Annotated in this window: 16 protein-coding genes; 3 read left to right on the plus strand and 13 right to left on the minus strand. The window is 34.7% G+C overall.

Annotated features, from left to right (window positions below; translation table 11 throughout):
- Window positions 1–50: 50 nt before the first annotated feature.
- From DS745_RS19980 to DS745_RS20005, 6 genes are all read right to left on the minus strand, one after another.
- A protein-coding gene (locus DS745_RS19980; protein WP_129078797.1) for an IS3 family transposase occupies window positions 51–1,399 on the minus strand; the annotation gives its coding sequence in 2 pieces (ribosomal slippage) (window positions 51–946 and window positions 946–1,399; 1,350 coding nt in all).
- A 71-nt stretch (window positions 1,400–1,470) separates the two neighbouring features.
- Window positions 1,471–2,757 (minus strand): ATP-binding protein, encoded by a 1,287-nt coding sequence (locus tag DS745_RS19985; RefSeq protein WP_129079971.1) that lies wholly within the window; start codon window positions 2,755–2,757, stop codon window positions 1,471–1,473.
- 189 nt (window positions 2,758–2,946) lie between these two features.
- Window positions 2,947–3,786 (minus strand): pyrroline-5-carboxylate reductase, encoded by an 840-nt coding sequence (proC, locus tag DS745_RS19990; RefSeq protein ID WP_129079972.1) that lies wholly within the window; start codon window positions 3,784–3,786, stop codon window positions 2,947–2,949.
- Window positions 3,787–3,967: 181 nt separating this feature from the next.
- Window positions 3,968–4,813 carry a YtnP family quorum-quenching lactonase gene (locus tag DS745_RS19995; protein WP_129079973.1) on the minus strand — a complete coding sequence of 282 codons (846 nt, stop codon included), beginning with the start codon at window positions 4,811–4,813 and terminating at the stop codon, window positions 3,968–3,970.
- A gap of 29 nt (window positions 4,814–4,842) precedes the next feature.
- Window positions 4,843–5,484, minus strand: a complete 642-nt coding sequence (trmB, locus tag DS745_RS20000) for a tRNA (guanosine(46)-N7)-methyltransferase TrmB (protein WP_129079974.1) — start codon at window positions 5,482–5,484, stop codon at window positions 4,843–4,845.
- A 280-nt stretch (window positions 5,485–5,764) separates the two neighbouring features.
- Window positions 5,765–6,112 carry a hypothetical protein gene (locus tag DS745_RS20005; protein WP_129079975.1) on the minus strand — a complete coding sequence of 116 codons (348 nt, stop codon included), beginning with the start codon at window positions 6,110–6,112 and terminating at the stop codon, window positions 5,765–5,767.
- Window positions 6,113–6,297: 185 nt separating this feature from the next.
- Between DS745_RS20005 and DS745_RS20010 the strand changes: the two genes are divergently transcribed.
- The 3 genes from DS745_RS20010 to DS745_RS20020 all read left to right on the plus strand — a co-directional run bounded on the left by DS745_RS20010 (window position 6,298) and on the right by DS745_RS20020 (window position 7,977).
- Window positions 6,298–7,104, plus strand: a complete 807-nt coding sequence (locus tag DS745_RS20010; protein ID WP_129079976.1) for a hypothetical protein — start codon at window positions 6,298–6,300, stop codon at window positions 7,102–7,104.
- A gap of 71 nt (window positions 7,105–7,175) precedes the next feature.
- Window positions 7,176–7,664, plus strand: a complete 489-nt coding sequence (locus DS745_RS20015) for an RDD family protein (RefSeq protein ID WP_129079977.1) — start codon at window positions 7,176–7,178, stop codon at window positions 7,662–7,664.
- A gap of 64 nt (window positions 7,665–7,728) precedes the next feature.
- Window positions 7,729–7,977 carry a YtzH-like family protein gene (locus tag DS745_RS20020; protein ID WP_129079978.1) on the plus strand — a complete coding sequence of 83 codons (249 nt, stop codon included), beginning with the start codon at window positions 7,729–7,731 and terminating at the stop codon, window positions 7,975–7,977.
- Between the two features lie 121 nt (window positions 7,978–8,098).
- Here the strand turns inward: DS745_RS20020 and DS745_RS20025 are convergent, their stop codons facing one another.
- From DS745_RS20025 to DS745_RS20055, 7 genes are all read right to left on the minus strand, one after another.
- Window positions 8,099–8,518 (minus strand): hypothetical protein, encoded by a 420-nt coding sequence (locus DS745_RS20025; RefSeq protein WP_129079979.1) that lies wholly within the window; start codon window positions 8,516–8,518, stop codon window positions 8,099–8,101.
- Between the two features lie 131 nt (window positions 8,519–8,649).
- The gene (locus DS745_RS20030; protein WP_129079980.1) at window positions 8,650–9,447 is read right to left on the minus strand and encodes a phosphotransferase family protein; all 798 of its coding nucleotides are present in this window, start codon (window positions 9,445–9,447) and stop codon (window positions 8,650–8,652) included.
- 208 nt (window positions 9,448–9,655) lie between these two features.
- A complete protein-coding gene (gene pulA / locus DS745_RS20035) occupies window positions 9,656–11,782 on the minus strand; it encodes a type I pullulanase (protein ID WP_129079981.1) in 2,127 nt (708 codons plus the stop codon).
- 349 nt (window positions 11,783–12,131) lie between these two features.
- Window positions 12,132–12,458 (minus strand): type II toxin-antitoxin system HicB family antitoxin, encoded by a 327-nt coding sequence (locus DS745_RS20040; RefSeq protein WP_129079982.1) that lies wholly within the window; start codon window positions 12,456–12,458, stop codon window positions 12,132–12,134.
- A gap of 72 nt (window positions 12,459–12,530) precedes the next feature.
- Entirely contained in the window at window positions 12,531–13,484 is a 954-nt protein-coding gene (locus tag DS745_RS20045; protein ID WP_129079983.1) for a nuclease-related domain-containing protein, read from the minus strand.
- Between the two features lie 140 nt (window positions 13,485–13,624).
- Complete coding sequence (locus DS745_RS20050) at window positions 13,625–14,314, minus strand: LrgB family protein (protein WP_129079984.1); 690 nt, start codon at window positions 14,312–14,314, stop codon at window positions 13,625–13,627.
- Window positions 14,311–14,676, minus strand: a complete 366-nt coding sequence (locus tag DS745_RS20055) for a CidA/LrgA family holin-like protein (RefSeq protein ID WP_129079985.1) — start codon at window positions 14,674–14,676, stop codon at window positions 14,311–14,313. The genes DS745_RS20050 and DS745_RS20055 overlap by 4 nt, the downstream gene beginning before the upstream one ends.
- Window positions 14,677–14,683: the final 7 nt, after the last annotated feature.

The raw sequence follows: 14,683 nt of genomic DNA on the forward strand, positions 1-14,683 counted from the left end.
AAAGCCCCCGATTATGAAGTGACCCCTAAAAGTTAGACACGGTTATTTTGTCAGGCAGCTTGCTCAAAATGAGTTCGGTATTGTACCGGACTCATTTTTAATTTTGCCTTCATCCGTTTCGTATTATAGTATTTCATATACTTTTCCAGTTCTTGCATAAAATGCTCTATACTTTCAAATTCCTTATAATAAAGGAATTCTGATTTCATAATCCCAAAGAAATTTTCCATCACCGAATTATCGTAACAGTTTCCTTTACGAGACATACTTTGAATGATTCCTCTTTCTTGGAGGGCATGACAATACTGTTTCATCTGATAATGCCAACCTTGGTCTGAATGCATTAGTAGTTCATGCTCTTCTGGTAACCTCTCTAGAGCTTTCTCTAACATCTTTGAAACAAGTGAATATGTTGGTCTTGAGCCGATTGTATACGTAATAATTTCTCCATTAAATAAATCTAATACAGGTGATAAATAGAGTTTCTCACCAAATAATTTAAACTCTGTAATATCCGTTACCCACTTCTGATTTGGGGCATCCGCTGTAAATTGGCGATCTAAATGATTCGGCGCGATTTTTCCTACAGTACCTTTGTAAGATTTATATTTTTTCATGCGTACCAGACATTTTAGACCAAGCTCTTTCATGATACGTTGAACCTTTTTGTGATTCACTTTTTGCCCACGAATTGTTAGCTCATCACGAATACGACGGTAACCGTAACGACCTTCATGTTCTTCATAAATGGCCTTAATTTCAGCTTTTAAATCACTGTCTGAATCTGGACGTTTCATTCTCTTCACTAAATCATAGTATGTACTACGTGGAATATCAGCGAGCTTCACGAGTGCCTTCACCGGGTATTTATGCCTTAATTCATAGACTACTTGTGCTTTGTCTTGTTTGGTGATTTTTTTTGAACTAAGGCATTCAACTTTTTTAAATACTCATTTTCCATTTCTAATTGTCTTATACGCGCTTCATATGCCTCGACTGATCCTTTGGCTGGTGCCTCTTTTGGTTGGTTAGTAGATTTATTTTTCATGGATAGACGTCCCTTTTGTTTCGGTTCAAGGGCTTCTACACCACCAACCTCCATCTTTTTCTGCCAATCATACACCATTGTATAACTAGAGAGTTTAAAAAGGGCTGCGGTATCCATTAATGACGCACCAGTTTGAACCATGTAGTTTAGTACATCTAGTTTAAATCCAACAGAACAGTTTGTATAGGTGTTTTTAAGTCCTTCTTCTCCATGTAATTCATATAACTTCAACCAATATTGGAATTGTGCTCTTGTAACACCTAGCTGCTTTGCATATTCTTTTTGAGAAGTTATTTTCGAGTTATAGCCTTCAATGATCATTAATTTCGTATCACTTGTAAATTTAGTCATAAATAAAACTGCACCCCAATCGTTAGTTGTGTCTAACAATTGGGGTGCAGTTCATTATGGGGGCTTTTCTGTTAATTATTTGTTGCAGCAACTTCATTTAATGCTACTTCTTGTAGGGGTAAGGTAATCTGAAAGGTTGTCCCTTTATTTACTGTACTCTTCACATTCAAACGCCCATCCATCATTTTAATTATTTGGATAGCTGTCATCATGCCAAGACCAGTTCCTTCTCTCCCTTTTGTAGTGAAATAAGGCTCTCCTAAACGAGAGAGTTGATCCTTTGTCATTCCTTGCCCGTTGTCTGTAATGGTAATCATAATTTCTTGGCTAAGTTTTGACGTACTAATCTGAAGTTGCCCCCCCTCGGGCATTGCTTCAAGACAGTTCTTTACAATATTTAGCAAACATTGTTGAAGTAATTGCGCTTCCCCTATTATGTAATAAGACTGTTCTAAATTAGCATCTATTTCTACGCAATTCATATTTGCTAATGGGGTAATAATGTTTAAAGCTCGCTCTAGTTCCTGTTTAATATCTATTATTTCAATATTTTCAGGTGACGGTTTAGCAAAAGTTAGATAGTTTCGAATAATATCATTTGCTCGATCAATTTCAGCAATCGAAATATCGAGAAACTCTTTATTTTTTTGTGCTGACAAATCCATTTGCTCCATCATTTGTAGAAAACCTCTTACTACGGCTAAAGGATTGCGAATTTCATGGGATATTGACGAGGCTAGATGACTTACAATTTCCATCTTCTCAGCCTTAATTAATTTACTGTTAAAAAAAATCGTTTCTTTAATTACTTCTAGGATATAAATAATTAAACACGAGGTAAATGGAGTTAAAAATAAATAGAGTAAAATAAGTGAGAAATTTATTGAAATACCAGCTATTATATTGAGCACTATTAAAACGAAAACTCCTACAGAAAATGAAAAGCAACTTCCAATCATCAATTTCTTCTTTAATGAAGATTTTACAAACGGCTTGGTTACTAAAAACAAGTAAAACAATACGATTACACCAATAATAATTGTAGAATAAATTCCTCCACCACCAAGAAAGAACCGGTAAACGATCGTAATTGAAACTAAGAATACACTTGCTGGTAGTCCTCCATATAAACCGACCACAATCACAGGGATCCATCTTAAATCAAAAATAAAACCATCAAGAATATGAACAGGAAAAGACATACAGCTAACAATTGCTATACTAGCTGAAATTGTTAATACCCATTTCTTCTGTGTAAATGAAAATGATTTCGAGTATCTTTCTAAAAATAACGGTACAAACAATAGAAATATAATGATAAAGAGGATATTTAATAAAAGTGTTTCTATACTGTTCACTCAATGTGCACCTCTCAATTACTCTATGACTAGCTAAATTCATCATATAATAAATTCTACAATTTTCCACTAAAAATTTATGGAACTGCTTCATATGGCAGACATAATGAATTATTAAGTATCCTATCAAAAAACAATAGCCCCATCCAAAGTAGTGGAAAGGGCTATTAATCTATATTCTCCAATTTTTTATTTTGATATTACTGCTTCATACTCCGTACGTAATTCTTTTGAACGACTAGCCGCTCCTTTAACTGCTGCTTCAATTGCTGTGCATCCACCTGCTGCTTCCAATGCCTTTAAGCCAGCTTCAGTCGTTCCATTTGGTGAAGTAATATTTTTACGTAACGTTGCGGGTTCTGTGCTCGTTTCCTCTAGCATTTTCGCAGCACCTACTATCGTTTGGACAGCTATTTCTTTAGCCAATGGGGGCTTTAGACCGCCATCACAAGCAGCTTTTTGGAGATGCTCGATAAGTTTATAAAAATAGGCAGGGCCACTACCAGCAACACCTGTAAAAACATCCATTTGTTCTTCTTCAATAACAAACACTTGACCAATAGCTGTTAGTAAGTCTTTTGCCATTAGCATCTGAGGCATCGAGGTATACTTCCCTCCAGCGATAGCAGTAGCAGATTCGCCAATCATACTTGAGGTGTTTGGCATGACACGTATAACTGGTATAGCTGCCATTAGTTCTTCTTCTATAAAGGAAGAGGTTATACCAGCTAAAACGGACATAATAACATGTTTTTCTGTTATTACCCCTCGTAATTTATTCGTAATAGTTGTTATATCCTTTGGCTTAATAGCCAATATAACAATTGTTGCTTCTTTTATTGCAAATTCAAGGTTATTTGTTTCGTTAATTCCGTATGTTTCCTTCAATTCGCTTCTACGTTCAACATTTGTTTTATTTGTCACGATAATTTGCTGTGGAGCTACAATTTCATTTTTTAGTAGGCCTGCAATCATTGCCTCAGCCATTGATCCTGCCCCTATAAAAGTGATCGTTTCATTTGTAAACATCAAATTGCCTCCTATCTTTTTCCATGCCTTTTTATGCTAACATGGCACTCAATCATATACAACCGGTCGAAGGAAAGTCATATGTATCTGCTCGAGATAGTGAATGAAAGCGTAACCATATCTAGCTAAACAGAAAAAAAGAGCTGATATGTCCAGATATCAACTCTTACAACTGTATATGCTATTTTATTTCTCGCAAGACTTCTTGTACTACTTCTAAATTCTTATTCCATTTTAAGGCGCGATATTTAGCATCATGATAAAAAATATACCAAGCCTCTCTATCTAGTCCAACTTTTGCCCATTTTTCCTTAGCTGCAATTGAAGAAATTGGATAATCATCATAAGCTAATACCCAAAGCGGGTTTTGATGAGCGTGAGTAGGCATTAAATCCGCCATATGAATAAATAACTCACCATTACTCTCAATTGTAACAATACTGTGCCCATCACTGTGACCGCCTGTATGATGCATACGGATACCTGGAAGTATTTCTATTTGTTCTGTAAAAGTCAATATCTGTTGCTCAATTGGCTTCCAGTTTTGTTCCCAATAGGTATTCCGTGAACGAATATTTGGGTTTTTGCATTCATTCCATTCCACTTCACTTGTATAAATTGTGGCATTTTCAAAAGTAGGGACTAGTTCTTCACCTTTCCATTTTGCGATCCCGCTAGCATGGTCAAAATGCATATGTGTCATTAAGACATAATCAATGTCCTTTGTTGATAGACCTAACTCTACTAGATTCTCTTGAATAAACGATTCTTCTGTAATTCCGTAATTCCGTTTTTGTTTATCTGAAAACTTCCCATTTCCAATGCCCGTTTCAATTAAGATGTTTTTTCCAGCAAACTGTATTAGAATTGGGTCAGTTCGTAATTCAATTTGATTTAACTCATTATGAGGATATTTTTTAGACCACAAAGGTTTAGGTACAACCCCAAACATAGCCCCTCCATCCATATGAGTAACACCACCATTTAACCACGTAAAAGTTACTTCGCCTACTTTTAATTGTTCCACAAATTATTCCCCCTTTAATTCAAGTACCGTTACCTGAATTGCGCTTCACATCGATAAATTCTCATTCCTTTTCTTGAAAACTTTTCTTCATACTCTGTCATGACATTTCCTTCTATATCACTATTATGAAGATCTAAACTAACATTGTTTAAAATCATACCGTATTTTGAAAAACTGTGTAGCGAGTATTCAAAGAGTGCTTGGTTATCAGTCTTAAAATGAATTTCGCCATTTTTCTTCATAATCTGCTCGTACATGCGTAAAAAACCCTCGTGAGTTAAACGTCGCTTTTCATGGCGATTTTTTGGCCAAGGATCAGTAAAGTTAATATACACTCGGTCAACTTCGTCCTCGGCAAAGTAGCTGGTGATATTCGTAACATCTTCATTTAAAAGCTTAAAATTTGGTACTCCAACTTCTTGAATACGTTCTAGAGCTGTAATAATGACACTATCATATTTCTCAACACCAACGTAGTTAATATCTTTATGAAGTTGAGACATACCGGTCAAAAATTGTCCTTTACCAGTACCTACTTCTATATGAATAGGATTGCGATTACCAAAGACTTCGTCATGCCATTTTCCCTTCATTGTATCTGCATGTTGAATAACAATTGTAGGGTGCTGCAACAACTCATCTGTTGCACCTGGTTTATTTCTTAATCTCATGTCTTTTCATCCTCACTTAAAAAAGTAAATTCAATCTCATTTTATAAGGCTGTTTTCGCAAAATTTGTTGCTTTTGTAAAAATCCCAAAAGCCGGATTTTTACACAAATTACTAAGAATTCACCACTAATTTAGTAAGTAATGCTCTTTTCTTACATAATTTATTGGCTGATATCTTCATCTAGGGTATTTTTCCGATAATTTTAGGATAGAAAAGCCACAATGTATACGAAAAGAGCCTTTTATAAAAATCCTGCAAAATGAAAATATAGAGCTTTTGTTTAATTAAAAACTACTACATCCCATTTCAAAGCAATTGTAGGATCATGATCAACAGCAGCTGTTATATAAAGCATTTCAGCAATCTCCCAAACAATCACCTCTTTATAGTCCTCTTCAGGATCACTACCTACATAAGAGGATTGAATTTTTTGGTATAACGGGCTAGATTGATCACGCCTTACTTCTTTTATTGTTATGTCTTGCCACGGATGTTTTTTTACTTGAGCCATTGTGTATTCAAACATCTTTATTTCTTCTAACAACTCTTCCTTTTTCATCAACACATTTGGTAATAATGATTTTGTATCTGCATAGATACCATCAATAATAATATTTGAAAAAATCATATTTCACACCCACTTCTCTTTAGTTCCAAGGGTAAGTTTATCATAAATTACAACAATCTTTAACTATCCGTTAAAAATCGATACAATAGGTTAAGATGATAAAAATAAAACTTAACGTAGGAAGCTCAATTCCATTAGTATCCGACTAGTTTAGCCATCAATTTTTAGTTAGAAGGTGAAAAGTAATGATTAACCAACCCGAACCCGTATATAGTTATACTATCCCCTATTACACTTCTTCACAAGGGGATACAGATGAGGTGTTTGTATCAGAAAAAACCTATGCAAAATATCTTGAAGCCCTAAAAAAAGAGCAGTTATTTATTATTTTTGGAGCACTACATCCGATTTCAAAAGAGTATGGCGATGTAACAACAACTTTAGTAGATAAAGAAAAAACCATCATCATTATTGGGATAACAGACTTAGAGGAATTTACTAGTGAACTTTTGGATATTGCCATTGCTCAGGAGTTAGAAAAGGTATTATTAATGGATAAAGAGCAGTTTATTCGATTCCTTTACAAAGAAGATGTAGAAGATACTATCAAAATATTTGTTGACGACATGCAACAAACATTAGAAGAAATACATATTTCAAAGCGTTTAAAAAAAGAAGGGTATCGAATTTCCGAACGAGAACATTTAGTCGCAACTGATATCTTCGAAAATGCAGTGCAATGGAGTTCTCTTCGAACAGTATCACCATATGAAAATGAACATGCTCTGTTCCTATTGACAAAGTTATACTATTTAGCACATATAGATGAAGAACTATTAAGGCAATACAAAAACCACTTTCATAAGCATTATCCGCGGCTACTCAGAGAGGCGGAAAACTTATTACATTTAACTAAAAAATTGAACATTTCAACCCAAAAAGGTCGCGAAAAAGCATTGACCAAAATTTTTACTAAATTGAATTATCTCCAACATGTGAGGAAAATGTCAATTAACGAACTTAGTCCATTTTCATTAGCTATTCGCCATTAAAGATTTTTTTTGGGAAATTTGAAACTTTTTCCAATCTCTTACGTAAGAATAAGTGGATTGGAGGTGAATATATGTCATTAAATCAAAAGTGGATTGAAAAATTAACTGCTACTCACTATCGAGCTACCCCATTTAGTAGATTATTAGGATTTATTTACGATGTTTTAACAATGTTTTTTTTATGGGTTATTGTCGGAACTATCACTACATCTTGGATGATTATTACATCGAATTCACCTAATGATGATTTTGCTTATATTAGATCCTATATTCTTGAATTTGAACCGCACTTATTTTATACAGCAATTTTGATCCAAGTTCTCGCTCTTCTTGCGTATGCTTTCATTTTACCACTAACGTTCAAAACACATCGAACAATTGGTATGATGATTGCAGGAATAAAGTTTTTAGATACAAGCGCAAAAGAAATATCAAAGTCAACATTTTTAAAAAGAGAAGCACTAAAATGGCTCTTTTTCCCTGGGTTTCTTTTAACTCTATCTAAGAATAAACAGTCACTTGCTGATAAAGTTACTAATACCTTCGTTACGTATTATTAATGGATAAAAGCAACTCTCAATACACATCCTAACATGCAGAATAGTTTTAAAAGGATGTGTAAGAATGAATTATCAAGATCAACTAACCCTATTGTCAGACATTTTAAAAAACCAACAACAAGCAGGTTTTGGAACTGAAGATGAATTTAGTCAAATGTCCCGCCTCGCATTAGCACTACAAAACCAGGAACAATTAGATCAAACGATGAAACAAACCATGGCAAGTATCTCTAGTTATTGTACAAATGGAAACTGTAACGAAAATACTTCTCAATTAGATCAATGGATCGAATCTATTGAAAATTTCAAATAAGTAAGTATTTTTGTCAATAAGACACGAAATATTATAAAGCTTCAACATTTTTAGCGTCCATGGAAATATTGCCCTGGAAATATGTCATAAAATGGTGAACAAAAAAACAGCACACTTGACATTAAGCCAGGTGATGCTGTTTCTTTTTTTTACTACGGCTACTAAACAATAGCGCAATTACTAAACAACACAGTAGAACAACAATTGCACTGGCCCAACGAGAGTATAAACTCTTCCCATTCATTGTTTCTCCTACCTGCCATTCCGTATAATGGCCAATTCCATCACTTGCATTTAGCACCTTTGCCTGTAATGGATCAAAATAAAAGTATCCTTTATCATCTAGTGCGCCTTTTTGTATTTCATTTCCTTTTTCGTCATAAACATACACAACTGTTCGTTTTGAAAAGCTACCATCCTCGTATTGTACCTTGACTGTCCCTTCTTTAACGGGTTCAATAAACATCTTATGTGCAAAGACTTGGTCTACTTGAGAAAAGAAAAATAGTACTAATAGGCATAGTCGAAAAATTGCTCTCATCCAGCTAACTCCTTGAAAAAAACTTCCTTTACTAAATAGTACGGTATTTACTGGAGACTTATGCTAGGCTTTACTTATTAGATCTCCTAAAAAATAAAACGCTCAACATGAGCGTTTTATTTTTATATGATTTATAGTTCAATAACAGTTTCAACTTCTAGTAAATCACTTAAATAAGAGATCCAGTAATTCGTCTCAGCAACAGTACTTCTTTGTTTATGCCAGAGAATTGCATATATTGTTTGTGAAATGACATACCAATGCATTCGTTTGCATAATTCGTCATTTAATAGAATTCCATAACTTTTTAACCAGCCTGCCCATTCATTACGAGGAATGTACCAGTATAAAAGTAAACCCAAATCCAAAGCAGGATCGGCCACCATTGCCCCATCCCAGTCTATAAGAAATAAGTCACCGTCTCCACTTAAAACCCAATTATTGTGGTTAATGTCACAGTGACAAACCACAAATTCTTCTGGTTGTACCTCTGCCATTTGATTTCTTAAATAAGAAATCGCATGATGGATGATTGGTTTTTCCAAAGACATCTCACTAACTCTGACAGTAAGTTCATTTACGATTAAATTTGGAGTCAAGGGTTCATTACCAATTCGTTTAAACATATCAAGAAGTTCCTTAGAACGATGAATTTTACTTAACAGTTGAGCTACTAGTTCGCCTTTCATTTCAAAGGACTTTAATTCTCTACCGTTAACCCACCTTTGAGCAGTAATAACATCTCCATTTTCTAAACGTCTTGTCCAAAGTAGTTTCGGAACTATGCCTTCTGCCGATAATACTGCTAGAAAAGGGGAGGAGTTCCGTTTTAAAAACAGCTCATCTTCACCGTGCTGGGCATAGTATGCTTCTCCTGTTGCACCTCCAGCAGGTACTACCTGCCATCCTTCGCCTAATAAATGTTCCAACTACTTCACCCTCAATTTCTGAAAATGTTACAAAAAAACTTCGTTAAACTCTTATGATACTAGTATAACGCATTTTTTGTAAAGAACATATGAAAAAAACATCTTTCCCAAAAGTATTACTATTTTTTTTAGATAATATAAAAAAAATGTAGAATATAGACTAGAGACCTATAACCTCGCTTCTATATCCTACAATATAGTAAAACTCTTATTTACGATGATAAAGTACTGTTGTAGTTAGTGATTGTATCGTAATCTTTGCTCCTTCAAAGTACCGAAATGGCGTAGGAGAGGCTGTAATTTCCTCAACAAAAACTTCCCATCTACCACTCGAAGGCAAGATTACTTCTTTGCTTTCTTTTGCACTATTATGAGCGACAACAAAGATGCCATCTTCCTTTTTTAACAGATAAGCCAGTACATAAGAAGGTGTATCAAGAATATACATATGTTTTTTTACATCTTCCCTTTTCACAAAACGAAAAACAGAGTTTTGACTTCGTAGTGCAATTAGCCCTTTGATATAATCCACATTGTCGATATTAAGCGCTTTGCGTTTCCAATCTAACCTATTAATATCATCTGGGGAATTATAGCTATTTTCTACATTTCTTTTTGTCCGAAAAAATTCTTGACCTGCATGAAGAAATGGAATACCCTGACTTAGGATTGTAATAGTTGTAGCTAAACGATGCATTAATTTTCTGGTTTGTTCATCATCATGTGGATTTGCAAGAATTAGTTTATCCCAAAGTGTGTGATTATCATGACACTCGACATAATTTACAGATTTATACGGGTCACTAAAAAGGCCAGGGACATGATAAAAATCTTTTGTACTTCCGCTGACTAGCATTTTAAAGTCTTCTTTTAATCCACCGTTACCGTTAGAGAAACCCTTTGTTTCTTGATGAAAGATACTTCCCTTTAATTTATCTCGGAACTGATCATTAAAATGACCTATTCCAGGTAAATGATCAGAATTTGCTATAATAGCTTTTTCCTCACTAGCTAACGGAGTAGCTAAATCCCATCCTTCTCCAATCACTAAAATTGTTGGATCAATTTCATCAAGGGTTTGTTTAATTTTTCTCATTGTTTCAATATCAAGAATCCCCATTAAATCAAATCTAAATCCATCAACATGAAACTCTTTGGCTAAATACGTAACTGAATCAACAATAAACCGTCTAACCATTTTGCGTTCGGAGGCCAAATCATTTCCTACACCAGTCCCATTTGCTAAACTGCCATCTAAATTGTAGCGGAAATAGTAACCCGGTACGATTTTTTCAAAGTTTGATTCTTCATGAATATAAACGTGATTATAGATTACATCTAATACAACCCTTAATCCGTTCTGATGAAACTGTTGAACGACCTCTTTGAGTTCAGTTATTCTTGCTTTTGGACAATTCGGATATAGTGAGTAACTTCCTTCTAGCGCGTTGTAATGGATGGTATCATAACCCCAATTATATTTATCAAACTGTCTTGTCTCATCTACACTGCCAAAATCTTGAACTGGTAGTAATTGAACATGAGTAACCCCCAAGTCAATTAGGTAATCGAAACCAGTAATGGTGCCACAGGGTCCTTTTGTTCCTTTTTCAATTAAACCTTTAAATTTCCCTCTGTAAGTGATTCCACTACTTTCGCAGCTCGAAAAGTCTCTTATATGCAACTCGTAGATCAGTGCATCTGTTGGATGCAAGAACTCTGGCTTGTTAAATTCGAGCCAACCATTAGGATTTGTAGAAGTTAAGTTAACGACAACTCCTTTTTCCCCGTTAACCGTTACCGCCTTAGCATAAGGATCCACCGCTTCTCTCCATACTCCATCAACTTTTACACGATACATATAGATAGTTCCATCTAAATTCTGAGGGGTAGTATGTTCCCACACACCTTTATTATTTCTACTAGGTGAAAAAATCTGTTCCCCATCTTCTTCGTAGTTGTAAAAAACAAGGACAACCTTAGTTGCCGTTGGGGCCCATAGCTTAAAAGTGGTACCTTCACTACTAGTGCTAACACCTAGCTCACCATCATAATAAAAACGATCGTCAAAAGGTATTGTTCGAACAACTTGACCAATTTTGGTTTCATATTCGAGGTGCATATTGACTATTAGCTTGTATTCTACACCTAATTCAATCTCATCTTGTAAATATATTTCATAGCGTAATCTTTCTGGCTTCTTTTCCCAGTTTGTAATATGAACTTCTTCTTGGCTAAGCATATTAATAAGTTTAAAATTGGAGAGTTCCTCTTCAACTTCTGCAAATGGAATTGTAATTAATCTCAGTTCATCAATATATGCATGTTTCGCCACAGGATTCTCTCCTTTCACTTATTTCTTCTTAATACATTTGCTAGTAAGGATTAGATAAATTAGTTAATTGACCTATATTATTTATATGAAATCCGTTAAAAACATGTTCATTTCTTTAAGACAATAGAATAAACTTTTCATGAGGATAGATTGACGGGGAAAGTCGACGTACTTCATGTTAAATTCTATCGTTTCTGAAATTGTACTTTGCTTTATATACACTACGCCAAGCTATCCTACCCAATGCTTCCAGAAATTATACGCTGATATTCCATTGATCCTTTTAGTTGTAAGCAGATCACCCACTCAATAAAAAATAGAGGTCCTAGGTTTTTCCATTACCTAGCCTCTATTTTAATAATAATTTTAGCAATCTTCTATTTATTTGTTCAAATTCTTCTTTTGTCATTTTCGGTTCAAGTTGAATGAAGTGTGTTTTCATTTTCGTTGTTTTGTGAAATCTTCTCTGTTCATTCCTATGTTTAAACCAAATTTGAATTGCTTCCCCTAAACCAGCCCTAGCTTCGCCATATGTTGCTCCATAGCTAACACAACCATCTAATTCCTTAATCTCAATCATATACTCTGTTTCGCCATAACAACTTAATTGTTTTTGGACAATCCAAGTATAAGACATAGGACAAAATGTTGCCTCAGACAAAACATGCTTTTCCATTTGTACTTTTTCGTCCCTTCAACAAGAACCCTCTAAACTAGAGGGCTCAATCTTTCTTTTCTCATTATAGCTTTAATAATCTTCAGGATCAATTTCATTTAAATCTTCATCAGATTGTTCCAAATTGTTCCTCAATCTAGAGTTAGTTTGACACACATCAAGTAAGCATTGTGAAAATTTAAGTTGGACGGATTTAATTGGCGAAGAATTCTTCTTCATTTTCTCATTCCATTCATAAATCGACCGCTGATCAAGAAAAGTTGCTACATTTTTAGGTGTTTCCACGTCGATATAACCATTTTTTGTATAGACTACCTTTTTAACATTCATATCCAAATCAGTATCAGCTAAAATTCTTTTTACAATCGTACTCATTCTGTTTAGTGACAAGAACGGGTTAACCACTTTACGTTCCTCTCCAGCTTTTACTTCCAGCCAATATCTGTCTGAAAATTTATGGAAGATTGTGTTTTCAGAGCCATCTAGATTAACAATACACCAAATATCGGTTGGACCAATTAATAAGATATCAAATTGAACCGGTGCCTTCGGGTATGATACCGTAGGGTAATATAAGACAAAATAATTGTCAGGAAACGATTGTAATAACCACTTTAATGTTGCATCGTAATAGTATTGTTTTTTCAGGGTAGAAATTTCTCGTAGCGTAGAGCTTGCCCAATTTAGTTGAAAGTCATAAAGCTCCCTCAGAAAGATTGGCTTTAATTCTTCTAATGTAGTATACCTAAATCGATACCTATCCACTTCATCTTGCTCGTTGTCCTGTTCTTCCTCTTCTCCTTTATACCATTTTTTTATCATACTAAAGGCGTTAATAATAGTACTTTTTTGTTCTTCTATTACAGGTTGTTCTGTAGTAATTTTATTTTTAATTTTTGAATTTTCCCATTCTATCTTTAGTCGATCCCAACGTTCTCTTTTTAGGCGGGAGAACTGACTCGGGTACCGATACATATCATATTGATACCGGGATACATAATCCTCTAATTTTATTAAGTGAGCCACAAATAATCCTCCATGTAGTCTAGGTTTACAGTTTTGGTTTGTATTTATCTAAAATAACTAAAAAAAGACTGTAATAAAATATTATCACAATTCAACAAATTAAGTCAGTAACTATAGTAATGTTACGATTATTCTATATGTTAATAAAAGACATAAAATAATATAGGACCAAGGAAGGAAACAATAACTGCACTTAGAGTCATTGATACTGTACTAATAGCTCCTTCCAACTCTCCAAATTCATGTGCTCTAGATGTCCCAATTGCATGAGCTGCACTGCCTAGACCAACACCTATGCCTAAAAAATGAGTAACCTTTAAAAACTTTAACAAGACTGGACCAAAGATCGCTCCACCAATTCCAGCAATCATTACAAATAGAGCTGCTAAGGCTGGGATACCTCCAAGTGTAGCTGCGACTTCCATCGCTACTGGTGTAGTCACGGATTTCGGAATTAGAGAGTAAATCAGTAAATCTTCAATTCCGAGTAATTTCGATAGTCCAGCACCACTGATAATCCCTAAAAATGCTCCTATCGTTACTCCACAACATAAAGGGAGAAGATATTTTGTTAATATTTTTCTATTTTTATATAGCGGAAAGGCTAAAGCAACTACTGCGGGACCTAACAAATGTTCTATCCACTTCCCACCTATCATGTACGTTTCGTAGGAGGTACCACTCCCTACTAATAATAGGATTAACAAAAACGTACCAATTAATAGTGGATTTGTAATTGGCGAAGGATATTTTTGGTAAAATTTCCGGGAGAGAATATAAGTACCTACCGTAGCTAAAATCACAACGATCGTTATTCCCATTTCGTTCATTGCTGTCGCTCCTTCCCTTCTACCATCAATTGACCGATATAAGCTGAACTAGCTATAACAATCATAGTACTAACTAATACGACTACGACTAGTAATAGACCCTTCCCCTGAAAAAGTGAAAAATAATTTACTATACCTACGGTCACAGGTAAAAACATGAACGGCATGTGACTAAGCATAAGTTCTGAACCATTCTCAAACCATCTTGTTGGAAACAGGCCTAATAGCAAGATAATAAAAAAAAGGATCATTCCAATAATACTACCTGGAATCATTAAACCGAGAACCATTTGGATCCATTTCCCAGTTAAGAAAAATCCGTATAAAACAGCTATTTGAACCATGATTTGAAAGAGCTTCATGCTTTAC

It is taken from the genome of Anaerobacillus alkaliphilus, from assembly GCF_004116265.1.
Taxonomy (GTDB): Bacteria; Bacillota; Bacilli; order Bacillales; family Anaerobacillaceae; genus Anaerobacillus; species Anaerobacillus alkaliphilus.